Raw genomic sequence first — 25070 nt, 5'->3', positions numbered from 1 at the left:
TAGCAAAATGATCAACTTAGTAAAAACAAACTGGAATTACCCTAAGCCCAAACTGTGCTCTGTTGCAGACAAAGATTCGGCAAATATTTGTACCATTTGAGTGATGTCAGACTCAGTAACACTCAATGGAGGCGCGAAGAATACTTGGCGATTTGCTCTTGTGTAGAGACCTCCTTCTGTCATTTTTTGATTCAACAGTTTTATTGCTTTTGAATTGTCTGATAGAGGTTCTTTGGTCTCTTTGTCGCTAACTAGCTCGACAGCACACATCAAACCTAATCCTCTGATATCACCTACAGTCGGATGATCTACAAGAGCATTCAATTGGTCTAGCATTAATTGCCCCATTTTTGCTGAATTTTCAATTAATCCTTCACGCTCCATGATTGCTACATTAGCTAGACCTGCTGCTGCACCGCCTGGATGCCCTCCGTACGTAATACCATGCCTGTAAGTTTTATCTGTATCGCCTTTAAAATATTCAAAAACCGAATCAGTTACGACGCATGCACCTACAGGGAAATATCCACTAGTTATGCCTTTTGCCATAGTCATTATGTCCGGTGTAACCTCCCAATGATCCACTGCGAACCACTTCCCTGTACGGCCCCAACCAGTTATGACTTCGTCAGCAATTAAAAGAACACCGTAGCGGTCACAGATTTCGCGCAACATTGGCCAGTAGTCGTTACTAGGGACTGCAACTCCTGCGGAAAATGAAACTGGTTCTGCTATCACCCCTGCAATCGTTTCCGGGCCTTCTTCAAGTATTATGTTTTCGATTGCCTTTGCACAATCTATGCTAAATTCCGAATGTGTTAACGCAGCATTATTCCTGCGGTAATAGTAAGGCTGCGGCGCCATTATGAAATTGTCAGGCAGGATTTCTGAGTAACTTGGACGATCCAGATAGGATGAAGTGGATACGCTAAGTGCCCCACGTGTCGTTCCGTGGTAAGAACCTTCTCGACCGATGAATTTTTTCCGTTGAGGCTCATTCCGATTGTAATGATAGCGATATGCAATTTTTAAAGCAGTTTCAACTGCTTCAGAACCACCACTTGTAAAGTAAGTTCGATTGAGATTTCCTGGCGTAAGGGAAGCAATTTTCTCAGCAAATTTTATGGTTGGCGCGGCGGGGAATTTGAAAGTATTTGCATAATGTAGGGTGCTGAGTTGCGCACTAATTGCATCGACAATTTCTTGCCTTCCATGACCCACGTTAACCAGCATAAGACCTGCTACTCCATCAAAGCCCCAATTGCCTTTAGAGTCTTTGATATGTACGCCTTTTGCTTCAGTCATAACAGTAATGCCATCTTCAGCCAATTCTGTCCAATCTTGAGTGGGCATCCATAAGTAAGAGAGCGCCGTTTCTTCAAGTTTTGAATGATCGATTTCCATTAACGGTCCCCCTGATTGAGTTTTCTACCAAGCTGAGGCCAAGCCGCAGGCGCGGCTGCAACTGATAGTCGTTCCTCCAGCGAAAGTGCATTATTCCAGTTTGAAGCGATTACTCTATTACCGCTGAAATCATCGGCTTCATCAGAAGCTAGCCATTTTATAGGGTCGCGCATCACATTTGGCTGAATCAATTGGTCACGTATATAACTAGTATCCTCAGGAATGAAGTTGGTATTGGTGGCACCACCAGGAATTAAGACATTAGCTGTGACACCAGTCCCTTCAAGATCTTGCGCAATAGATGCTACGAAAGCCTCAATTGCTGCTTTTGATGGCCCATAAGGAAGATTACCACCCCTTATCATCGTGTCTAAGCTTGTAGTTACCCCGATAATCCTGCCCCATTTTTGGCGAAGCATTGGTTCGATCGCGGCACGTGTCATCATGAAGGTTCCATTTACATTTACTGATATAACACGTTGCCATTCTTCTGGCGTAAGATTCCAAAAGGGCGAGTCTCCAGTAGGGGTTTTAGCGTGAGTTCTAACACCAGCATTGTTGATTAATATATGGATACCACCTAATTGGCTCTCTGTTTGGGAAACAGCCTCTGAGGCGTCACTCCATGTATCAATACTGCCAACGATACCGATTGCAGACGATTCGCCTCCTATTTCAAGGGCTTCATTAACACTTAGCGCTAAAGATTCACGATTGATGTCCATCATCGCTACTTTTGCGCCTTCTTCTATAAGTGCAAGAGACATTTCTTTGCCCATACCAATTGAGCTACCAGCCCCTGTGATTAAAGCAACTTTTCCTTCAAGAAATCCAGACATTAAAACTCCTGACATAAAATCGCGAGTTAGTGGATGGTAAAACTTATGGGCCGATTAGTCGAATACACCTTCAGATAGAAGTAAGGAAAATTCTTCATTAGACATCCCAAGCATTTCTGTAATCACCTTATGAGTATGCTCTCCTAGTAATGGAGCAGGACGATAATTTGGCTGTGTTTCAGACATGATTAATCCGCTGGAGTCTGAGGCATAGGTACCCATTTCCGCGTGCTCCATGTAGATAAAATGCTTTCGATGGATATGCTGAGGGTCATCAAACAAATCCTTGGAGTCTCTTACTGAACCTGCTGGTACACCTTCCGATTGGCAAATATTCATGACCTCGTCTGGGCAGTGAAGGATCGTCCATTGCTCCACAATCTTATCTAATTCACCTGAATTTGCTTTACGAGCTGCTAATGATGAAAAACGTACATCTTTTTCGAGTTGCGGCTGACCAATCAACTTTGCTAGTGAACGCCATTGCTGGTCAGATTCACACGCAATGGCGCACCATCGATCATTTCCAAAGCATTTATATATTCCGTGAGGAGCCATTCCTGGATCCTGATTACCTGATCGTTCTTGGATATTATTATTGGCTAAAAAATCCATTACTGGAGTTCCCAAAAAATACAAAGAGGCCTCTAATTGAGAAAGATCAAGGTATTGGCCAATTCCAGTTCTTCTTTTTTCGTCTAGAGCAGCGCATATTGCAGAAAAAGCTAAATAGGGGACTAGGAAATCAGTATAAGCCCCATAAGGACTAACTGGGACTCTGTCCGGCCAGCCAGTGAAATTGGTATGCCCGGACAATGCTGTCAGTACTGGTCCAAACCCAGGTTGGGCGTCATAAGGTCCGCCACGCCCCAGCATTGAAGCACTAAACATAACCACGCCTGGGTTTTTATTTTTTATCTTATCGTAACTCAACCCCCATTTTTCAATGGTTCCTGGCGTGAAATTTTCGGTTATGACGTCAGCCCATTCAGTTGCAAGTTTAAAGGCGATTTCACGAGCTCTATGATCAGACATATTAAGGCTTAACCCAAGCTTGCCGCTATTATAATTTGCCCAGTAACCACTTCTGTTTACTCCTGGTTTATTTCCGGCGAAAGGTAAGCCATGCCTGATTACATCGGGTCTTAAACCAGACTCTACCCTTATAACGGTAGCTCCATAGTCGCTAAAATACCGAGTTGTCATAGGTCCTATTACTACCCAGCAAAAATCTAATACTTTTAAGCCTTCAAATGGATGTTTCATTTAGCAATCCTGTTATCAATTAAGGATTGTATTTCACTCCTGCTTAGACCCAGTTCTTCTAGAATTTGATCAGTGTGTTCTCCAAGTGAAGGAGCCGTTTTGACTGGAATCGCATAATCAGAGGATTGAATCCAGGGACCCAATGTAAAAATTTTCTGACTGTTTTGCATTGTGACTTCCCGGAAAAAACCTCTCGCAAGTAATTGGGGATAAGTGTATATATCCGAAGGATTATTGACTGGAAATAGAAGGACTCGGCGTTTGATTGCTTCTTCAGATAGGTATATTTTTGATCTTGTTTTGAAAAATAATTCTAAAGTTGAATTCATAATATTAAGGAGATCAGTTGGGATTTGCCCAAAACCATATTCACCGAAATCTGTGGATGATAGCAATGGATGTCCTTCTCCCTCTTCTTCCATCCATGTGCTTAACGCGGCCATTGCTCTACCCCCAGTAGCTCCTCCTGGTTGAATGTAATTGACGTAGCCGTCTTGGCACTCGAAATTTACTCTAAGTGCATTTTTTTCGCCCACAGGCCTGAATGGACCGGAACGTTTGAGAATTACCTCATTCATATCCCAAAATTGAGGGGCATGCGAAAGTGTACGCGTCAAAGATTCTAGGCACGAAACATCTACCAATTGTCCTACCTTATTTCGAACTCTGCTTTGAAGCGCAATCATTGCACCCGTAGCTCCTGTGGCTCCACCAAGTAACCAAAACTGAGGAATACTCACTCGTACAGGTGGTCTGTCAGAGTCCCCAGTAAGATGGGCAAATCCGCTAAGGGCTGAGCCAATGATGTCTGTTGCTAGGTGATTCTTGTAAGGACCTGTTTGCCCAAACGGAGTAATTGAGACTTGAATTAATTGGCTATTGATTGATTTTAATGTATCCCATCCTAGTCCTAATTTACCCAACGTTCCGGGAGCAAAAGATTCAATCAAAATATCGCAGGAGGGTATAAGTTTTAATAATATTTCCTTACCCATTGGTGAATGAATATCTAGAGCGAAGCTTTTTTTATTTGCAGAATACAATTGCCAGTAAAGGCTGTTTTCAATTCCGGGATCATTATTTATAAATGGACCTAAACGCCGCGCAGGATCGCCAGTGGTCGGTTCGATTTTTATGACCTCGGCACCCAAATCCGCAAGTATTTTCCCACAAAAAATACCTCTGTCATCAGCTAAGTCGATTACACGGTACGGCTTAAGCAAAATATGTCCTATTAAAAATAAAGAGCCTTAGCAATTTCATTGCGATGGTACCTAGGATTTCCAAGATAGCTATATAAAGTTCGTGACATTTTGGTATGCAAAGTTAGCCCATATTCCCTGATAATCCCCACACCTGCATGTACATCATGGGCAGCATTACAGCCTAAATAGTATCCTTCAGACGCTAGTGATCCAGCCATATGGATTCCTACTTTAGATTCTTGGGCAGTATCTAATTTCCACAGCGCCTCATAAGTAGCCCATTTTGCACTATCGAGATAATTTACTATATCTATGATGTGATCTTGGACGCGCTGAAAGCGTCCGATTGGTTGACCAAATTGGTGACGGGTCTTGCTGTAGGTTAAGCACATTTCAAGAACACGCTCTAATCCTCCAACCTGAAATGAGCATAAAAGGGCAGTGGATTGTATAAGCGCGCTGGAGAAAGCACTAAGTTTGAAGCCAGTTAGAATTTCCTCAATTTCTGCATTCTCGGTTTTCAGTTCATATTGCTCGGTGGACATCCCAGTTAGAGGCCTAATAGACAGTCCGTAAGTATTGGTAGGTATTACAGCCAATCCTTGGATACCGGGCTCGCTAGTAAACGGCACTATAACGTGCGTTGCTAAGCGGAGCTCAGGAATGTTGAGTCTGACACCGCTTACTCCGTTTTGTGCTAAACGAAAATCTTCAAAGATAGTATTGACGCTTTGATTCAAATTAGAAATTGCTACGGAAAAAATAAATTTCCCCTCTGCAATTCTAGGTAGATAATTATGCTTCTGTGATTCAGTTCCGCATTGGATAATTAAGTTCGCGGCTAGAACAGACGATGTAAAATGGGGCCCCGGTAAAGGACCTTTTCCGAGCTCTTGAAAAACTACCCCAGTGTCGGAAAAAGACCCTCCAATACCTCCATATTTCTCAGGTATAAGACTCCCTAAAATACCTGTTGAACAAACCGAATCCCATTGATCTTTTAAGTCTGCCTTCCCACTATCAAACTCAGCAAGCCGTTCTTTAGTGAAATCTCTTTTTAATAAATCCTGAACAGTGGATTGAAGCATTAATTGTTGTTCGTTAAGTAATAGATCCATGTTAATTAAGCTTCCCTGGCTCTTCCCTCTCGGATCTGCCAATTCCCAAACGTCTCGCGATAATTACTCTTTGAATCTCCGCAGTTCCTCCAGGGTGTTGATCAACAATTGAAGATCGCTGGTGAATTTCTATATGACCACCACCTATGGCTTCGGGGTCAGGGTCTGCAATCAAAGCTTGAGAGCCAAAAATATCGAGAACTGCACGTGCTCTTGTTAGTTGAGAGCGCTTTTGAAATAAGTATGCTTGAGCGCCTTCATAAGTTAATTGCTTGCCTTGGGATCGCCAAGCGTAATTTCTGAAATGTAGTAGCCTAGTAACTTCGGTATCGATAAAGAAATCGACTAATCGTTCCTTTACATAAGGGTCTTCAATATAAAAATGCCCACCATTTTTGTTCTCTCTGGCATATTCGACAATTCTTTCAGTTAAAGGATCTCCACGTACCGCACTACGGAGCAGGCCATGCTCAATTTCTAGATGCGTACTCGCTACTTTCCAACCATTATTTTCTCCTCCAATCAAATTAAAGGCAGGAACCCTAACATCATCAAAAAAAACTGTATTTTTTATGCCGCTAGCAGCTCCTCTTTCCCCACCGACAAATAATAGATCCATCGGTTCTACAGTGATCCCTGGCAAATTCATTGGAATCATTAGCCATCCAAGGTTTTTATGTCGTTCACCGCCTGGGTCGGTTACTACTATTGTCCAGGAATACTCAGCCCCATGGTTGCTTCCAACATAAATTTTTGTTCCATTGACTACGTATTCGTCACCATCAAGAATTGCAGTCGTTTTCACGCTAGCTAAATCTGAGCCTGACTCCGGTTCTGTTAACAATTGCCATGTTCTAATTTCTCCGCTTAATATTTTGGGTAAGAAATAAGATTTTTGCTGGTGCTCCCCCCAGACTAATATAGCCATAGATCCAAGCTTTCCGCCTGTGTCGTAATACGGTGGGAGCGCAAGATTGTAAAGATCCAATTCTTCTTCAAGGATCATGGCAAGATCCATTGGGAGGCCGCCGCCTCCATATTCAATTGGCATAGTGGGATATAACCATCCCTTGGATCCTAGAGCTTTGCCAAACGATCGTTGGAGTAAATATTCTTCCTCAGTTAAATTGGCAGGATCGGGGTGTTCAAATATGGTAGGAGCATTATCTTGAAGCCACATACGAACTTCTTTCCTGAAAGCTTCCTGGTCTTTTGTCCACTCAAGCTCGAAGTCCATTAAATTTTCTCCAATAAATGTTACAGGGTGATTTTTTTGTATAACTGGGGTAAACGTCGAGGGAGTTCCATTATGTCGGGAAGCACTTCGTAGTTCAAATCTCCTGTCATTGTGCGTAGATAATCATGTCCATTACGATCTACAGTTAGACAAAACGGGGTTATATCCATTTGCCTTGCTTCCATAAGGGCCATTCTAGTGTCTTGTACCGCATATTCTTTTTCCACACCCTCACGCGAATAACCTCTATCTTGTGGTCTACCATCACTTATGACAAACATGAATTTTGTTTTTGCATCTATTTTGCTTAATTTTGTAGTGGCATGCCTTATTGCGGGTCCCATTCTGGTTGCATGTAAAGGTGCGACTTTATCCAACCTGCGTTTGACGCGATCTGTAAGTTGCTCATCAACTTCTTTTATTACATAAAATTCCACATTTTCTCTTCCGAAACCAGAGAACCCATAAACACCGTAGCGGTCACCAATTGCTTCTAAGGCATTCATAAGCAAAACCATTGACTCTTTCTCTACGTCGATGATTCTCTTGTAAGGACGACGTGCGGTTTCACCCCTTCTTGCTCTCAACCAAGCAGTGTAAGCAACGGGATCACCTGGAGCATTCCATTCAGATTCTTTAGTGCTTTCTTCTACAGCCTCTGCAGTCGATGCACTCATATCTAGTAGAAAAACAACACCTACATCACGTTCATCTTTGTTTCTGCGCCAATAAATTCGTTCATCTGGAGTCATTCGATTTCTAAGGTCGATTAATGCTTCGATTCCAGCATCAATATCGACATCTTCTCCTTCAGGAAGCCTTTTCACCTTTCTATACATTTCTGGTCGTACTGATTCAAATTGGCGTTTTATTTGATCGACCAAGCCTGCATAAGAATGAAGAGTGTCATTGTAGAAAGAGGTTTCTCCCGATACCCCTAAACGTTCCTGTACGATGCACCATCTGGGCCTATAGTCATTAGCTCGAAAATCCCATTCATCGTACGCAAAAGAGCGAGGCTCCAATGCCTCTAATGGACCACCTTCTTCGTCTACATGCGGAATCTGATTGTACCCAGACCCTGCTGGGTTTTGGGGCATATCAGTGCCCATTTCCTTCATCATGTTTGCTGCTACGGTGGTGACTTCAGCATCGTCATCAAAATCTATCTCAGTGGAGTCCCTTAATGCCTGTTCAATCTCAGCTTGTGAAATCCCTTGGGTATTTTCGCTGCCATCCTCATCACCGGCCTCTGGTTGACCCCGCATTTGTGATAATAATTGAACCATTTCAGGCTTGAAATCCCCCCTATAATCAACATCATCAGGCGATTCATAGTCATCACCTGAGGCTTCTTCTTGTGACTGCTCTGAATCTGAAAGAAGTTGTTTAATTATTTCCTCGAGGGTAGGTTCTTCATAACTAGCATTAGATGGGTCTAATAATTCCCAGTCGTCTGGAGGGATTAATTCATTTGCAACTTTTGAAAGTGAATGATACATACGAATAACTGCTTCAGCGGAGTCTTCAACTTTAGAAGATTGGTCTTTTATTGCTTGCATTAACCCTGCCAATTGGGCTGCTTCGTATAAATATTTTTTGGGAACGCGAATAGGTTCATTTTCATTCAAACTTAGCCGAATAAGCATTTCAACGAGAGCTTGCTTAGCTGGCATATTTTGAATGGGCTGGCGCTTTCCAAGTGTTTCATTTTGAACACGTCTATAGTCAGACGCTAGTCCTTGATACTGAGAAATTAAGCGCGTATCAACTCGAGTACCTTCTACGATGGATAAAATATCTGCTGCTAGCGCTCGCTCAGGAAATAAATCAAAAAATGAAGACATGTCAGTTGAACTTGGTACAACCCCAATACCTTCTGCCAATCCTTGACGGTAATCATTGAAATTGGATGACGGAACTTCAAAATTAAACTTGAAACTATCAAATTCCAAATGCCCAATTTGATGGGTCGTTACCACTTTAAGCCAAGCAAAATTTTCCTTTTTCGATTCGTAAGAATCCACTACTGGTGGTAGAAAAACGCTTTTTCCATCTGTAGTGGCAAGTTCCACAGAAAGCCAGCCGATATTTCGATGAGTAATATCTGCAGTGGTATTCAGTTCAACTTCAGTGCCCGCTAAAGCATTTGAATACATGCGAAGTAAACTTTGCACCTTCTCGAATTCGATGCTTGAAGATAGCTGGTCTATAAGATTTTCAGCGCGCGCCGACTCTAATTTGAAATAAGCTACTCCAGCATCAGGATTGTCGATTAAATATTCAAGGCCTCGATTGAACCATATTTCCAACTGCGCGAGGCTAATTCGGTCTAGCACATGAGGTGCGGTTCTTAGAAATGCACTTACAGCTTCTGCGGATGAATCGGCTAGCACTTCAGCTCGCTCTAGTACTTGAGATTGCTCGTCTTGCGGTAATTTAGCTAATGATTGGGAACTATCTACCATGAATCCGGCGACGTTAACTAGCCCGTTCTGCGCTAATCTTTCTGCCAATGCAAAATACCTCGGCCGCAGACGCTTTTCAATCGACAGGGTAACTCGACTAGCTGCTTCAAATGAGCCCCTGACCTCGCGCCAACTAGTCTCGGCAAGTACTGTTGCTAATGAAATAACTTCTTCTTTTTCTGTGACGTTGGGCAACACTCTTTGCCCAAGCACTAAAGCTTCAGCAGCAAGGTCATAGGAACGTGAGGCAAGCTTTTGTACCAGTGCGACGAAAAGCTGCATTTCATGGAAATTGACGTTTTGGACTAACTCATCACTTATATCAAAAAACCTGGCAGCCAGACTTGAAGATTTCCATGTACCTCTCGAAAGACCTCGCCCTAACGAAGCCCAACCAGAGATATGCCTGGGAGCTAATACTGGAAGTACGTTTGGACTGGCTCTGAAAAATGCAGCCGCTATAACTGGAGCTTCGACGGTTAGTTCAATCCCGCTCTCAACCCACCGTTCAAATTGAGGAAAGCCGATTAACTTTACAACGTCGGAAGATGCTCTGAAATATTCTGTAGCTGCTTCCCACGCACGAGGACCCTGCTGGGCAATACGGACACCGTCTTGGGCCCAACGCATGGTCGGTGCTGGTCCTAGAGTTTTGGAAACTGAATCTACTGCACCTTCATATGCAGATATTAATGCAGAAGGGTGCTTTTTAAGCTCACTAATTAATTGACCGTGGTCGTTCGTCACTTAATCTCCTGTAATGGTCGAATATAGTTCATAGATTTAACAATTTCTACAAATTGACTGAGAATCCAAGCTGTTGCACCAAACACCAAATACTTTTCATGCGCGAAAGCCACTCGCTTGAGCAAGCTTCCGTCTGGATTAAGGCGCGCTTCATAACGAAGAACCTCGTCATCCATTAAAGAATGTAAGGGGATTTCTATGATTTCCTCTACTTCCTTTGATTTAGTATCAAACTCATAAGGGTGAGGAATAACTCCTACTACAGGGAACACGAGATAGTTCGTTCTTGTCAAAACTCCATCTAAATTCCCTAAGACATCAACTGTATTTGGTGAGATTCCCATTTCTTCCCAAGTTTCCCTTAGTGCACATGAAAACATATTTTCATCATCGTCTTCTAATTTTCCTCCAGGGAAAGCAATTTCACCTTGATGGAGGCTTACATTCTGCGATCGTACGTTGAGAATTACATGCCATTTGTTGTCATGGAATTGCAGCGGAATCAAAATTGAAGCTAGCTTTGCTCCATCGATTGCATCAAAAATGGACTCCCTGTTGGCAAGAGCATGTTTCAATGATGCAATAAAAATTTCTGATTCAGTACTTATGGACATGAAATTTATCTTTTATGGAAATATTGAGGTAACTACTTCCATTACGCTCGCCTGAGTTTCATGGTCATCGGTTAAACCCCATACCACGGCAACTTCACACGCCCGTCTGGGAGAAATGCCTTGTTGTATCAATTTCCCTGCATAAATTAATAGTCGAGTACTTACTCCTTCTTGCAATCCTTGACCAACAAGGTTCCTGATTTTTTCGCCTAGTAGCGCTAATTGACTAGCAATAGATGATTCAATTGAACTTTCATGTTCAATAATGGGGCCTTCAAGCTCTCTAGGAGGAAAATCGAATTCTATTGCTACAAATCTTTGACGAGTGGAATGTTTTAGATCCTTTAGCGCACTTTGGTATCCGGGGTTATAGGAGATAACTAAAAGGAAATTAGGATGTGATTCAAGTACCTCACCAATTTTTTCGATATGGAGAAGCCTTCGATGGTCAGCAAGTGGATGGATTAATACTGTTGTATCTTTTCTAGCTTCTACTACCTCATCTAAATAGCAAATACCCCCATGCTTTACGGCTCTAGTTAAAGGACCATCAATCCATCTTGTTCCTTCAGGTTCTAATAAATACCTACCGACTAAATCGCTTGCAGTGAGATCTTCATGGCACGCAACTGTTACTAGTGGAGAGATTGGAACGCCTTTATCATTTTTTTTGCGAGTATCATTGAGGCGCCAGGACATATGCTCTACGAACCTTGTTTTACCGGAGCCGGTTGGTCCCTTTAAAAGGATGGGAACGCGCTGAGCATAAGCTGCTTCAAAGATTTCTATTTCATCACCGACAGGCAAATAATAAGGTTCATCTTCGACGAAATATTCTTCTATGTTGTGTTGCTGGTACAAATCTTTAGTTTTTTCTGCCATGGATTAATCTTCCTTCTGTAATGCTTGGATTTTGTCAGCCCAGATTGAGTGCACAGTCTTATGTAAATTTCTAACAGAAAAAGAATTTTCTATATGAACATCTGCGCGGTCAATGAGTGCTTCATAGTCGCCCTGAGAATCGAGTCGTTTTTTGATTTCTTCAGATGTGAGCCCTCTCTTGGCAAGTCTCTTGTATATCAAATCTACAGGATTTGCGGTAATTAACCATACCTCATCACATAAATCATGCCAGTTTGCTTGGTACAAAAGCGCTGCATCAAGAATTACTATTTTCTTTTTTTCTACCTTTTCGTAGAAGCCAATAACGTTACTTACTTGTTCTCGAATTAACGGATGAATGGCAGCATTAAGCCAAGCGCGAGCATCTGAATCGTTAAATACAAGTGCTGCAAGTTTTTTTCTATCGACCTCACCATCCTCTCCAAGTATCTCGCTGCTAAAGAGCTCTACAATTCTTCGCCAGCCAATGGTTCCGTGCTCGTAAGTTTTATGCCCTTCTTTATCAGCATTAATTATCGGTACACCGAAGCTTGAAAGTACATTCGCAACTTCGCTTTTCCCAACTCCTATACCACCTGTAAGGCCTATGACCAACATGAAAACTCCGTTCATTTTCAATTTCAGATGCTCTGGCCAATGCAATATTCTAGCATGCGTAGTTCAGGTGTACCATCATTGCATTAAACTAGTAAAATTCCCCTATGGAACAGACAAACCAACCTACAGCCCGAGAAAATTTAAGTGTCCAAGAAAAATCAATATTGGCGCTTGAGTTTCCTCGCGTAATTGAAATGTTGAGTACCCATACTAGATCGCCTGTGTCATGCGAGCTTGCTTATAGCCTTTTGCCAAGATTTGATACAGATCAAGTTCTATATTTGCAGAGAGAAACTTTAGAAGCAAATAGGATACTTGAGTTTGCTCAAAATTTTTCGCTCTCACGAGATCCTAGGCCGGCACTTTTACGTTCTCTTAAAGGAGGAATTCTTTCCGGTGAGGAACTGATAATAGTGGCTGATGGATATTCGCATGTACGCCAAGCAAAATCCCTCGGATCAAAACTTCGAACTGACACTCCCTTGTTGTATGACCTCACGAGAAACATCGCTGATTTCAAAGCTATCGAACAAAAATTAAGGAATTGCCTTTCTTCCCACGGAGAGTTGCTTGATCAAGCAACTCCTCGTTTGTCGCAGTTACGTTTTGAAAGCAGAGCTGCGTTCAAGGCAGCTGAGAAAAAACTTGAATCAATGATTAATTCTGAGCAAGCTAGAACAGCATTACAAGATGACATCGTCACTCTTCGCTCAGATAGGTTGGTACTCCCAATAAAAGCTGAGTATAAAGGTCAAATTCCTGGAATTATTCATGCGGTATCTGATTCTGGTGCTACATTATTTGTGGAGCCGTTTACTGCTGTTAATTCCACGAATAATTGGAAAGAGAAGCACGCGGCAGAACAAGATGAAGTTCAACACATACTACGGAACTTAACAACGGAAATTGCTCGTACTGCATCTAAGTGCCTTGCCGCGTTAAATATTGCGGGGCGTTTAGATTTGGCATTGTCAAAATCACGCTACGCAATGACTTATCAAGGTGTTGGCTTGACTGAAGCATCTGATTGCATTGAGCTACTTGAAGCACGTCATCCACTACTAGGGAGCTCCGCGATACCAGTTTCGTTTAGATTTTCTGGGCAAATTATGTCTATCGCGATAACTGGACCGAACACGGGAGGTAAAACTGCATCACTGAAGACATTGGGGCTACTAATTTTGATGCGCCAGGCTGGGCTGATGATTCCTTGTGATCGAAATTCACGCCTACCTATAGTTGATGGTGTTTTTGCTGATATCGGGGATCAGCAAGATTTAGAGAAGTCGATTTCTACATTTAGTTCTCATTTATTATCGATAAAAGAAATTATTTCATCTGCAACTTCATCTTCGATCGTATTGCTTGATGAACTGGGCAGTTCAACGGACCCAGAAGAAGGATCGGCTTTAGCAATTGCAGTGCTGTCGCACTTAGTTGACGTTATTGGGGCATTTTCTGTAATTACCACACATCATCGCTCGGTTGCCTCTTACGTTACAGAGCACAAGAGAATTGAGAATTCTAGTGTTGAATTAAATCCCGCAACGCTAGAGCCTACTTATAAACTAACGCAAGGTATTCCTGGTCGAAGTTATGCGATTGAAACTGCTAAGAGGGTAGGTTTACCCCTTCAGATAATCAATTACGCTTTGAGATTTTTATCACCCGTACATCAGGAGACAGAGAAACTTCTTCTAGATATTCAGAATGAACGCTTTGCAACGCGCAAGAAGTTAGAAGAAGCAGAGAATCAAAGGATTGCGGCAGCGCATTTGGAAGATGAACTCAGGCGCAAAATTGAGCAGATAAGTAAGTCAGAAGAAACTTTGATTTTAGAAACAAAGAAACAACTAATAGAACAGGTTCGAGCTGTCACGATTAAGCTGAAAAAGGCATCGTCGTTTGCCGAATGGTTAAAATTGTCTGGCTCAAGATTTGATAATGATCTAATTGATGATGCATTTGCAGAATTAGACCAAACAAAACGAGCTCTGAAGTCTAAAAAATGGCTCGAAAAACAACCTAGTGCGGCCTATGTCATACCTGAGATAAAGACTGGGGATTTTGTACAAATTGAGCCTTTGGGTTTTGTGGGTGAGTTACTTGAGGAACCTGATGAACACGGAAACACTTTGGTTTTGGTTGGCTCTGCAAAACTGAAATTGCATATGAGCAATTTGAAATTGACAGAGAAAAAACCTCTGCCTAATCAGAAATTAGTAACCTCTAGAGGCAAAGATTTTTACTCAGGTAATTCCGTAGAAACCGAATTGGATGTACGCGGTATGGACTCTAATGAGGCACTGGAGGCATTTTTAGGGTTCCTGAGTCACGCAATCACTGATGGACTTGTTCAGATTAGAGTTATTCACGGTAAAGGAAGCGGTACTCTCAGAAGAATTCTTTGGGAATATTTAGCTCAAAGCGAGCTTGTTGATGATTATCGATTTGCTTCTAGGCCGCAAGGAGGTGAAGGAGTTACAGAAATTACGCTTCCATCTTCTAAATAATGAAATTTCTTTGAGCTTTGTACTCAGAAATTGCATCTTGTAAAGTTGTCCATCCTAAGAGGGCGCATTTTATTCGAATTGGGAATTCTCTTACTCCCTGAAGAGCTAGTAACTCTCCCATATTTTCTTCTTGGTCTGTGGTTAAATCTGCACCTTGCATAATATTTTTAAAATCTGTAATCAATGTCTCTGCATGACTCAAGTGTTTGCCATAGATGTTACTAACAAGCATTGAAGCGGATGCTTGGCTTATTGAACAACCTTCACCGTCAAAAGCAATCTCACTGACACTTCCAGTATCTGATAGCTTTATAGACAGTATGACTTGATCACCGCAAAAAGGATTAAAACCTTCTGATTTCAGATCAGGAGCAACAAGAGATCCTTTATGTCGAGGTTTTTTGTAATGATCAAGAATTACTTCTTGATACAAGTCATCCAAGCCCTCAGGAATTTGCATTACTGAAATACTCCATCGTTTTTTTGAGCCCATCAATTAATAGATCAACTTCTCTTTCAGTATTGTAAAGGTAGAAGCTTGCCCTTGCAGTTGCAGGTACATGCAGCTTGCTTTTTACCAGAGGCATGGCGCAGTGATGGCCGGCTCGAATCGCAATCCCTAAACTATCAAGAACTTGGCTTATATCATGCGGATGTACATCGTCAATATAGAATGAAATCACACCTCCTCTGATATTAGTATCATTTGGACCATAGGTCGTGATTTCTTCCAATTCATGAAAGCGTTCTAAAGCATAGTTAGTGATCGATACTTCGTGCTGTCGGACCATGTCTATACCTATTTCATTTAGGTAATCTACTGCTACTCCTAAGCCTATAGCATCAGCAATATTGGGTGTGCCTGCTTCAAATTTCATCGGGGGAGGCGCCCAGCTAGCGCGATCGTAAGTCACTTCAAGTACCATCTCCCCGCCTCTAAGAAATGGATTGAGTTCTTTTAAGATAGTTGTGGAAACATACAGAACCCCAATGCCAGTCGGCCCTAACATTTTATGTCCAGAAAACGTAAAGAAGTCACATCCTATATCCTGAACATCAACACGCATGTGAGGAACGCTCTGTGCACCATCAATTAATACTTTGGCATCAACTTTTTTAGCTGCCTCCACGACTGTTTTGACCGGGACAATTGTTCCTAGCACGTTAGACATATGAGTAAGAGCTACAAGCCGGGTTTTTGAATTAATTATTTGGTCAAGTTCGCTTAAATCCAGCTCGTAATTTGAGTCTATCTTGATGAGTTCTAATGTAGCGTTTTGAGTATTTGCAACGTGTTGCCAGGGAACAAGATTGGAATGATGCTCAATTTCAGTGGAAACAATACGATCACCTTCTCGGATATTATCCATTGCCCAAGTATGTGCAATTAAGTTAATGGCTTCAGTAGTGTTCCTGACAAATATGATATTTTCGGGAGAAGGGGCGTTTATGAAAGCTGCGATTTTTTCCCGAGCTTCTTCGTAAGCAACCGTTGCCTTAACTGCTAAAGTATGAGCACCTCTGTGCACATTCGCATTATAGCTCGAATAATAATTTACAAGTTCATCGATTACGGATTTAGGTTTTTGTGATGTTGCCGCGTTATCAAGGTAAACAAGATCATGGCCGTTTATTTTTTGATGAAGTATAGGGAAGTCTTTACGAACAGAATTGATGTCATACATAAATTTCCTCCCCAAGTGCATTTAGTGTTGCTTGCTCAAGGTACTGCCGTAATGCATCGTGAATTACGGCCTGCAAAATATCAGAAGTGAATCCTTTGAGTAGTAGCTGCTTTGCTAACAGTTCGTTTATTCCTCGGCTTTTCATATAAAAAATTGCATCAAGGTCCAATTGCCCTACAGCCGCCCCATGAGTACAGACCACATCATCTGCAAATATTTGAAGTTTTGGCTGTGTATAAACTTTTGAAGACTGGGACAGTAGTATATTTTTATTGATTTGATTAGCAGTTATTTTTTGCGCTTTAGGATGTACGTATACATCTCCTACAAAGACGCCAGTAGAATTCTGAGCAAGGATACCTTTATACACTTCTTCTGAAGAAGTGTAGGGGACCATATGCTCAACGTATGTGTGATTATCAATGTGTTGATTTGCACTCCCGTAGTAGAGTCCATATAGCTTAATTTTACTATCTGGCTCTAGTAATTTTGACTTGATATCTCTTCTCGTTAAATGCCCGCCAATATCAATACTTATTGAATCTACTTGGCTTCCTCTGTATTGCTCGATGTAAGTAGAAGATACGTGTGAAGAGAGGTTATTCTCTCTTTGGAAATTATAAAGTGACAGATAAGAATTCTGGCCAGCGATTACTTCTGTAACTGCATTAGTGAAGTAAGATTGATTTCCTAATCCTTCGAAGCTCTGTAGAACCGTAGCACTGCTGTTCTCCCCTGTTACAACTAGAGTCCGAGGATAAGAAGCAGTTTCACCAGTGCCTGTGGATATGAATAGTAAATAAATGGGCTCTGCGACATGAGTATTATTTGGGATGTAGACGAATGCGCCATCGTCTAGGAATGATGCGTTTAGTGCGACAAAGTGCTTCATTTCCATCGACGAAGGCTGCCCTAAGCTTTTTTTAACTAGAGGGTTTTGGTTCTCGATGCCGTCTGCCAGTCTTCCTACAATCGGATTTTCGGCATATGCAGTAATTACGCCAGCTTCATCAGTAACGTTTCTGGATGGTTGACTGGAGAGAAGAGGTGCGTACTTACCGTCTACGAAAACAATTTGGTATACGCGAGGGCAAGGCAAGTCATAATTTTCTGTTTCTAGTATTTTATTCGCTTCGGTAGCAGGGAATTTATATTCTGTCGAAGCAATGGGAGAAACATTTGTATATTTCCATAATTCGTTATTTTTGCGAGCAGTGGGGAACCCCGTTGCTCTAAATTCTGCAAATGCATCTTTACGGTAATTACGGACCCAAGCAGGTTGGGACGTCCCTCGTCCAGTGTCGAAAGATTCAAATTGCTGAGTGATTGTGGGAAGAGAATTTAGAGGCATTGCTGGAGATTATGAATCCTGTTCAGGGTTTAGCCAGTCATAGCCATGAGCTTCAATTTCTTTCGCAAGTGTCTTATCTCCTGAGTGAACTATTTTCCCGTTGATTAGGATATGCACAAAATCAGGATTTAGATAAGTTAATATTCGCTCGTAATGCGTTACTACTAATGTTGATGAATGGGATGTGCCTAATTGATTAATACCTTCTGATACTTCTCTTAACGCATCTACATCTAGCCCGGAATCGATTTCGTCCAAAATCCGAAGCCTGGGTTCTAGCACCGCCATTTGTAGAACTTCATTCCGCTTTCTTTCACCACCAGAAAAACCTTCATTCACCGAGCGTTTAATTAAATTAGTATCCATATCAATTGATTTTGCTCTAGTGCGGATTAGGCGATCAAACTGGAGCGGGTCTAATTCTTCGGCTTCTTTACTTTTCATCAGCTCGTTGTAGCCAGCTCGTAAAAAATGGTCCAGTCGAACCCCTGGTATCTCGATAGGATGTTGGAAAGACAAAAATAAACCCTTGCGTGCTCGTTCCTCAGGAGCTAATTTGACCAAGTCGTCGCCATCAAATGAAATCGTACCCTGGGTTACTTCATAGCCTGGTTTCCCTGCGAGAATGTATGCCAGCGTACTTTTCCCTGAACCGTTGGGGCCCATCAGAGCGTGAGTTTCGCCTTCTTTGATACTCAGAGTAACACCCTGTAGAATCGGGGTTCCCCCGACTTGTGCATGCAAGTTATTAATTTCTAGCATTAACCTACTGTGCCTTCCAAATTTATTTCTAAAAGCCTATTTGCTTCTACTGCAAATTCTAAAGGTAATCTACGTACTACATCTCTCACAAAGCCATTCACGATTACAGATTGTGCATCTTCGGGGCGAAGGCCTCTTTGTTGACAGTAAAATATTTGCTCTTCGCTGACTTTTGTCGTAGATGCTTCATGTTGAACACTTGAAGCAGGATTCTCGATTTCTAGGTATGGAATAGTGTGAGCTCCACATTGATCGCCAATGAGTAATGAGTCACATTGCGTAAAATTAGTGGAATTAATTGCATTGGGAAGGACCTTAACTAAACCTCGGTAAGTATTATTCCCGTTGCCTGCAGAGATGCCTTTTGAAATAATTCGACTAGAGGTATTTTTACCGATATGAGTCATTTTTGTACCTGTGTCTGCTTGCTGGCGTCCTTTTGTGAGCGCAACTGAATAAAACTCCCCTACTGAATTGTCTCCTTGGAGAATGACACTAGGGTACTTCCATGTGATGGAAGAACCGGTTTCTACTTGGGTCCACGAAATTTTAGAAAATGCGCCCGCACACTTTCCTCGTTTTGTTACGAAGTTGTATATACCACCTTTTCCATTCTCGTCTCCGGGGTACCAATTCTGGATAGTGGAGTACTTTATCTCAGCATTGTCTAGAGCAACTAGTTCTACGACTGCAGCATGCAATTGATTTTCATCGCGCATTGGAGCGGAGCATCCTTCCAAATAACTTACGTAAGAAGAATCATCTGCAATAATTAATGTACGCTCAAATTGACCAGATCCTTCAGCATTGATTCGGAAATAGGTGGATAACTCTAAAGGACACCTCACTCCTTTTGGTATATAAACGAAAGACCCATCGGAAAACACTGCTGAGTTAAGGGCGGTGTAAAAATTGTCTGAATAAGGCACTACTGACCCAAGATATTTCTTTATTAATTCTGGGTACTCTTTGACTGCTTCTGAAACAGATGAAAAAATTACGCCATATTTGGCCAGTGTATCTTTAGCCGTTGTAGCAACACTAACACTGTCAAAAATGGCATCTACCGCGACTCCTGAAAGCCTTTTTTGCTCTTCTAGAGGAATTCCTAACTTTTCGTACGTACGCAAGATTTCAGCGTCTACTTCATCGAGGCTGCCTAGTTCTAATTTTGGCTTAGGTGCTACGTAGTACCTATATGCTTGGAAGTCGATAGGCGGATGGCTAATGTTCGCCCATTTGGGCAATTGTTCATTTTTGAGGAGTTTCTCGAAATGCTTAAATGCTTTTAATCGCCATTCAAGAAGCCATTCAGGCTCTTTTTTCTTGTGGGATATCCACTTTACGATATCTTCATTGAGTCCGAAGGGAGCGGACTCTTCTTCAATTTCTGTAGACCAGCCGTAATTGTAAGATTGTTCAGCTATTTCATTTACTGAGCGATTAGCCATATTCTCCCATTGCACCATGCAAGATGACTACGAAGAGTAGTATTGTTTAATTGTCGATAGGATTGGTCAACAATAGGCTAGAGCTACTACGTAGCTGTGTCAAGGATATTCAGGTAAAAAACGCTCATTCTATTGACTAAATTTTTATATGTTCTAAAAATAAATATATGAAAAACGGATTTAAAATTTTTGACAGTGATATACATGTCGTAGAACCAGCTAATCTTTTTCAGGATTATTTGGAAGGAGAATACCGCTCACGAATGCCTGTTATGCAACGAAGTGACCTAACGGGTGTAGATACTTGGGTAATTGATGGAGTTCAATTCCCTATATGGAACGAATGGCCGGAGTTCCTCGAAGCCAATAAAGGATTGAAGCAAAAAAAGCAAAGTACCGAGTTTCACGTCCATGCTTTTGATAACAAATTTGATCCTATTACAACATTGGCTGCGATGGACTTGGAAGGTGTAGATATAGCAGCTTTATTCCGCACCAACGGGGGAACTTGGATTCTGGGTTTGGACGACTTAGAACCTGAATATGCAACTGCTTTATGCCGAGCTTATAACAATTGGATGTACGATTATTGTCAAGTTTCTCCATCCCGGCTGAAAGGAATTGCTCTTCTCCCTTTACAGGCCGTGGATATGGCAATTGAAGAAGCCAGAAGAGCAGTTCTAGAGCTAGGATTTGTAGGGGTAACATTACACCCTGAACCAGTCAACGGCCGCTTACTTTACGATTCCGAACTGGAACCTCTTTGGGATGCACTAGAAAAATTGAATGTTGCAGTGTGCTTGCATGGCACTTCCACAGCTCCGGGTCGTGAGGACATTAGCAGGAAATATCTTCGTCATCCTGCAGGCCGGACGCTCACACATGCAATTAGTTTTCCATCTCAGATAATGGGAGCTATGGGAGGACTTATCCTTAGCGGAGTTATGGAAAGGCACCCTCAACTGAGGTTCGCCTTTCTCGAAGCTAATTGTTCTTGGTTGAGCTGGTTTCTTTATAGAATTGATGACCAGCAGCAAAAATATACTGATAGTCCGTTGATTCTAAAGCCTAGCGAGTATTTCTACAGACAATGTATGATTTCTATGGAGGCTGATGAGCACTTAGCACTGCCCTGGGTTAATGCAACTAATGGGAAATTCACTGTTATATCTACCGACTATCCGCACCCTGATAGTGCATTTCCAGATTCAATGAACGAGTTTTTTGATCTTGACATTAAAGCAGACGTTAGACGAAAAATTCTATGGGACAATTGCATTCGTTTGTACGGGATAAAAGACTAAGGGCAGAGTGCACTTTATCTATTTATGAGCCTACAGAACTGATAATAACTTCGCGGTTCCTTGATCTGGGATCAAGCTCAACGAGAAATACACTTTGGTACGTACCCAGTATGAGATCTCCGTTCACAACGGGAATAGTTTCGCTTGTGGACAAGAGCAAATGAGCACAATGTGAATGACCATTAGGCTCTTCATCTTCGGTCATATGAACAGTTCTAATACTGAAGTCATTATGGGCGTAGTAAATATCATCTGGCGCAATTCGTTTTAAGAAACTTTCCATGTCATTAATCAGAAGAGGTTCGTTTTCATTGATTTTTATTGCACATGTAGTATGAATGGAATATATGCTTACCAAGCCATCTCGTACCCCAGAGTTTTCCACATGAGCAATTACATGTTCTGTGATATCAATAAATTCAGGAGCCTTGGTAGTGGTGATGCTGACTTTTGTAACTGTGGCGTTCATTCGCCGTAAATTCTCCTCTGAATATCATTGGCAGTTATTTCTGCCTTCTGCTTATTAAGTCTACGATAAAGTGAGTAATTTCACACACTATCTGGAATTTTTATATGGGTGTTTATTTTTTCCTATTCACAAAATATTCATTAATTTCGGATAATTGCGACTTGGATTCTTTAGAGACATTAAGTTTGTCGATTCTTAATTTTGTTTTTTCCGCTTGAATGTTAGCTTGGTATTGGACGTACTCTGCTCCATCCAAGCTGTTCATAATCTCTAAAACTTTGCGAACCTGGCTTTCATTTAAGTCTTTTTGAGAGTAGGCAGTTTCTAACCATTTAAGATCATTTTTGGAGGCCTGATTGAACATATATACAGTAGGCAGAGATTTTTTCTTTCTTTTTATATCTGAACCTACAGGCTTACCAGTATTTTGAGGATTGCCCCACACACCTAAATAATCATCACGAATTTGGAAGGCTACGCCGAGGTTCCGGCCACATTTTCCAAATTCAGATGCAGTTTGTTTGTTGCCTGTTGCAATTAAGGCCCCAATGTACATAGCGCTCTCGATCAGCGCGCCGGTTTTTCTACCAACCATATCCAAATAGTTTGCAACGCTAACTCGGGTAGAACCCTCGAATGACATATCCATATACTGCCCTTCGATCATGTCGAGGCATCTTAAAGTACCTTCAAGAGCTGCCTTAATAGCAGTACCACTATCTCCTTCGCCTTGTTTAAGTTCAAGCATTGCTTTATCAGCAATCACTCTCATTGTATTTCCGGCATTGACGGCTTTAGCTACGCCCCATTCTGACCAAAGAGTTGGTCTTGATCTGCGTGTAAAATCACCATCCTGGATGTCGTCATGTATGAGTGAAAAATTGTGAATAAGTTCCAATGCAGCTGCAGCAGGGATGGCTGTGCTCCATTCGCCACCTGCCATTTCGCAAGCTACTAGGCACAGAATGGGCCTAAGTGATTTACCTGCAGGACCTGCCTCGGCCACTCCTTTCAAATTAGTCCATCCCATGTGATAACGCAGCAATGGGCTTATTTCTGTTTGCGTGCCTACAGCATCGCTTAAGTAAGCTTGGACCCTTGGGAGGTAGCGAGATTCAAGTTCAGAAAGATATTTGTCAGAAGCCGCAGACATAATTTTATTGAGTAGTTCTTTTCTGGCGGCGTTTTTCTGCGCGCGATTCATGAATCACAGGCCAAACTGATTGAGCAACGCATTCACCATTAATTTCTATTTCTCTTAAATCAGTTAAGAAAACTTCTCGAGCTGGTTCGCCGGAAGCTTTGATTTCATTCTCATGCATCCATGCATGTACTGCACGATGCGCATTTACTATGTCTTGATGCGGCCCTATGAATTCTGCTACCGCACATTTGCCACCAGGAATCAAATTTTGCTTTACCCTTTCATTCCCCTCGATATCTTCACTGACAGGGTAGCCTACTTCTAAATCTACTAAAAAGCTCCCAACTTCATAGTAAATGCTAAAAGGAGAACCCGTTTTGCTTACATCAATTGAATCTAGATAGTCAGAGGTTTCATCTAACAATTGCACAACTTTTGACGGTACCTTATCTAATGTCGTTTTAGCACGTATGCTAGCGATTTTTTGCGGCTCGTAATCTTTTATTTTAATTTCGAAATTAATACTAGGCCTCCTAAAAATTCTTTTATCCACCACCGCCTGATGCCCCTTCAACGATTCCAGGAGCGGTCATTCTTGAAGGATTCAATAAATCTGCTAACTGCTCGTCGTTCAAATCTGTTTCTCTTTTTGCAACCTCGCGAATAGTTAGTCCTTCAGAGGCAGCGATTTTAGCAATAGCGGTTGCTTTATCGTAGCCAATTGCTGGAGTTAACCCAGTGGCCATCATAAGACCTTGTTCAACCATGCTAGGGCCTTTTTCCGTGGCTTTTATGCCTTGAAGGCATTGAATGTCAAAATTGCTGGTAGCGGAACCAAGTAAGGTAATTGACTGGTGCAGATTATAGGCAGCTACTGGCCAATAGGTGTTTAGCTCAAGGTAGCCACCTTGAGAAGCAGCTGATATGGCTGCATCATTACCAAGTACTTGGCATACTACTTGCACTACAGATTCGGGTATTACAGGATTGACTTTTCCTGGCATTATGGACGAACCAGGCTGGACTGTAGGTAATTCTATTTCCGCAATTCCCGCACGTGGCCCTGATGATAACCAGCGTAGATCATTTGCAATCTTTTGCAATGAAATTGCAACAGACCTGATAGCTCCACTAGCTGCTACCAATGCATCTTGCGTACCTTGTGCTTGAAAATGATGAGCAGTTTCTTTTACAGGTAGCCCGAGCTCACCTGCAAGTTTTTCGCAGGCAATTTTAGCAAAATTTTCATGAGCATTTATACCCGTACCTACAGCAGTACCACCCAAGGCAATATCACTTAATGCTTCTAGGTGAGGATTTAAGCGCTCGATACTCAATGCCAATTGGCTCGCGTACCCTTCGAATTCTTGACCTAGGCGAATTGGCGTTGCATCTTGTAAATGAGTGCGGCCAGTTTTAATGATATCCCAGAATTCTACGGATTTTGCTTCAAGAGTTTTGCCTGCACTTTGAAGTGCAGGAATTAAGTCATCTTTTATGGCTTTTGCTGCTGTTAAATGGGTTGCACTAGGTATCACATCATTGGAGGATTGGGCCATGTTGACATGATCATTGGGATGGACATTTAATGCGCCGGATAACTCACGTGCTCGCCTGGCAATCACTTCATTTGCATTGGTGTTTGTAGAGGTTCCAGATCCTGTTTGAAATAAATCTACAACAAAATGCGCGTCCCATTTACCTTCGACGACTTCAGTTGAGGCGGCGTTAATTGCTTCAGCAATTTCGGGGTCGAGTAGACCTAAATCCTTATTTGCATTGGCTGCTGCCCTTTTTATTCTACCCAGCATTTTGATGAAATCGGAAGGATAGCGGATGTTACTAATCGGAAAATTGAGGACAGCTCGTTGAGTTGAAGCTCCCCAGTATGCTTCGGCGGGAACCTCCATTTCACCCATAGTATCCTTTTCGATTCTAGTGTTCTTGGTACCGGTCATTGGTCAATACTCCTAATTTAGATGCCTATTGAGCT

The 25070-nt window shown here is 42.0% G+C and carries 21 protein-coding genes; 2 read left to right on the top strand and 19 right to left on the bottom strand.

The window, feature by feature from the left end; all coding sequences use genetic code 11:
* Positions 1-36: 36 nt before the first annotated feature.
* The 10 genes from MK127_03545 to coaE are packed head-to-tail and all read right to left on the bottom strand — an operon-like array spanning position 37 to position 12398.
* Positions 37-1404, bottom strand: a complete 1368-nt coding sequence (locus tag MK127_03545) for an aspartate aminotransferase family protein (protein MCH2531873.1) — start codon at positions 1402-1404, stop codon at positions 37-39.
* The gene (locus tag MK127_03540) at positions 1404-2243 is read right to left on the bottom strand and encodes an SDR family oxidoreductase (GenBank protein ID MCH2531872.1); all 840 of its coding nucleotides are present in this window, start codon (positions 2241-2243) and stop codon (positions 1404-1406) included. The genes MK127_03545 and MK127_03540 overlap by 1 nt, the downstream gene beginning before the upstream one ends.
* A gap of 54 nt (positions 2244-2297) precedes the next feature.
* Positions 2298-3509: a CoA transferase gene (locus tag MK127_03535; GenBank protein MCH2531871.1), complete on the bottom strand. Its 1212-nt coding sequence runs from the start codon at positions 3507-3509 to the stop codon at positions 2298-2300.
* A complete protein-coding gene (locus MK127_03530) occupies positions 3506-4732 on the bottom strand; it encodes a CoA transferase (GenBank protein ID MCH2531870.1) in 1227 nt (408 codons plus the stop codon). The genes MK127_03535 and MK127_03530 overlap by 4 nt, the downstream gene beginning before the upstream one ends.
* Before the next feature lie 11 nt (positions 4733-4743).
* Positions 4744-5832, bottom strand: a complete 1089-nt coding sequence (locus MK127_03525) for an acyl-CoA/acyl-ACP dehydrogenase (GenBank protein MCH2531869.1) — start codon at positions 5830-5832, stop codon at positions 4744-4746.
* Between the two features lies 1 nt (position 5833).
* Complete coding sequence (locus MK127_03520; protein ID MCH2531868.1) at positions 5834-7069, bottom strand: acyl-CoA dehydrogenase family protein; 1236 nt, start codon at positions 7067-7069, stop codon at positions 5834-5836.
* Positions 7070-7089: 20 nt separating this feature from the next.
* Entirely contained in the window at positions 7090-10284 is a 3195-nt protein-coding gene (locus MK127_03515; GenBank protein MCH2531867.1) for a hypothetical protein, read from the bottom strand.
* Entirely contained in the window at positions 10281-10898 is a 618-nt protein-coding gene (locus tag MK127_03510) for a CoA pyrophosphatase (protein ID MCH2531866.1), read from the bottom strand. The genes MK127_03515 and MK127_03510 overlap by 4 nt, the downstream gene beginning before the upstream one ends.
* Before the next feature lie 12 nt (positions 10899-10910).
* Complete coding sequence (locus MK127_03505) at positions 10911-11780, bottom strand: CbbQ/NirQ/NorQ/GpvN family protein (protein ID MCH2531865.1); 870 nt, start codon at positions 11778-11780, stop codon at positions 10911-10913.
* A gap of 3 nt (positions 11781-11783) precedes the next feature.
* On the bottom strand, positions 11784-12398 hold the full coding sequence (gene coaE, locus MK127_03500; protein ID MCH2531864.1) for a dephospho-CoA kinase: 615 nt from the start codon (positions 12396-12398) through the stop codon (positions 11784-11786).
* Positions 12399-12502: 104 nt separating this feature from the next.
* On the opposite strand from coaE, the gene MK127_03495 reads away from it, so the two are divergent.
* The gene (locus MK127_03495; protein MCH2531863.1) at positions 12503-14911 is read left to right on the top strand and encodes an endonuclease MutS2; all 2409 of its coding nucleotides are present in this window, start codon (positions 12503-12505) and stop codon (positions 14909-14911) included.
* Here MK127_03495 and MK127_03490 read toward each other — a convergent pair.
* From MK127_03490 to sufB, 5 genes are read right to left on the bottom strand one after another with little or no spacing between them, the layout of a single operon-like run.
* On the bottom strand, positions 14904-15371 hold the full coding sequence (locus MK127_03490; protein ID MCH2531862.1) for an SUF system NifU family Fe-S cluster assembly protein: 468 nt from the start codon (positions 15369-15371) through the stop codon (positions 14904-14906). The genes MK127_03495 and MK127_03490 overlap by 8 nt on opposite strands.
* Positions 15358-16596: a cysteine desulfurase gene (locus MK127_03485; GenBank protein ID MCH2531861.1), complete on the bottom strand. Its 1239-nt coding sequence runs from the start codon at positions 16594-16596 to the stop codon at positions 15358-15360. Before MK127_03485 ends, MK127_03490 begins: the two co-directional genes overlap by 14 nt.
* A complete protein-coding gene (sufD, locus tag MK127_03480) occupies positions 16589-17947 on the bottom strand; it encodes a Fe-S cluster assembly protein SufD (GenBank protein MCH2531860.1) in 1359 nt (452 codons plus the stop codon). The genes MK127_03485 and sufD overlap by 8 nt, the downstream gene beginning before the upstream one ends.
* Positions 17948-17956: 9 nt before the next feature.
* The gene (sufC, locus tag MK127_03475) at positions 17957-18709 is read right to left on the bottom strand and encodes a Fe-S cluster assembly ATPase SufC (protein MCH2531859.1); all 753 of its coding nucleotides are present in this window, start codon (positions 18707-18709) and stop codon (positions 17957-17959) included.
* Positions 18709-20160 carry a Fe-S cluster assembly protein SufB gene (gene sufB / locus MK127_03470; protein MCH2531858.1) on the bottom strand — a complete coding sequence of 484 codons (1452 nt, stop codon included), beginning with the start codon at positions 20158-20160 and terminating at the stop codon, positions 18709-18711. Before sufB ends, sufC begins: the two co-directional genes overlap by 1 nt.
* Positions 20161-20327: 167 nt before the next feature.
* On the opposite strand from sufB, the gene MK127_03465 reads away from it, so the two are divergent.
* Entirely contained in the window at positions 20328-21464 is a 1137-nt protein-coding gene (locus MK127_03465) for an amidohydrolase family protein (GenBank protein ID MCH2531857.1), read from the top strand.
* 22 nt (positions 21465-21486) lie between these two features.
* Here the strand turns inward: MK127_03465 and MK127_03460 are convergent, their stop codons facing one another.
* The 4 genes from MK127_03460 to MK127_03445 all read right to left on the bottom strand — a co-directional run bounded on the left by MK127_03460 (position 21487) and on the right by MK127_03445 (position 25035).
* On the bottom strand, positions 21487-21933 hold the full coding sequence (locus MK127_03460) for a secondary thiamine-phosphate synthase enzyme YjbQ (protein MCH2531856.1): 447 nt from the start codon (positions 21931-21933) through the stop codon (positions 21487-21489).
* A 112-nt stretch (positions 21934-22045) separates the two neighbouring features.
* Entirely contained in the window at positions 22046-23086 is a 1041-nt protein-coding gene (locus MK127_03455) for a polyprenyl synthetase family protein (protein ID MCH2531855.1), read from the bottom strand.
* Positions 23087-23090: 4 nt separating this feature from the next.
* The gene (locus MK127_03450) at positions 23091-23630 is read right to left on the bottom strand and encodes a GyrI-like domain-containing protein (GenBank protein MCH2531854.1); all 540 of its coding nucleotides are present in this window, start codon (positions 23628-23630) and stop codon (positions 23091-23093) included.
* Positions 23623-25035: a class II fumarate hydratase gene (locus MK127_03445; protein MCH2531853.1), complete on the bottom strand. Its 1413-nt coding sequence runs from the start codon at positions 25033-25035 to the stop codon at positions 23623-23625. Before MK127_03445 ends, MK127_03450 begins: the two co-directional genes overlap by 8 nt.
* Positions 25036-25070 lie beyond the last annotated feature (35 nt).

It is taken from the genome of Dehalococcoidia bacterium (assembly GCA_022449765.1).
Taxonomy (GTDB): domain Bacteria; phylum Chloroflexota; class Dehalococcoidia; order Lucifugimonadales; family Australimonadaceae; genus UBA2963.
Note: the sequence above shows the minus strand (reverse complement) of the source record. Positions and strands in the feature narration are given on the sequence as shown.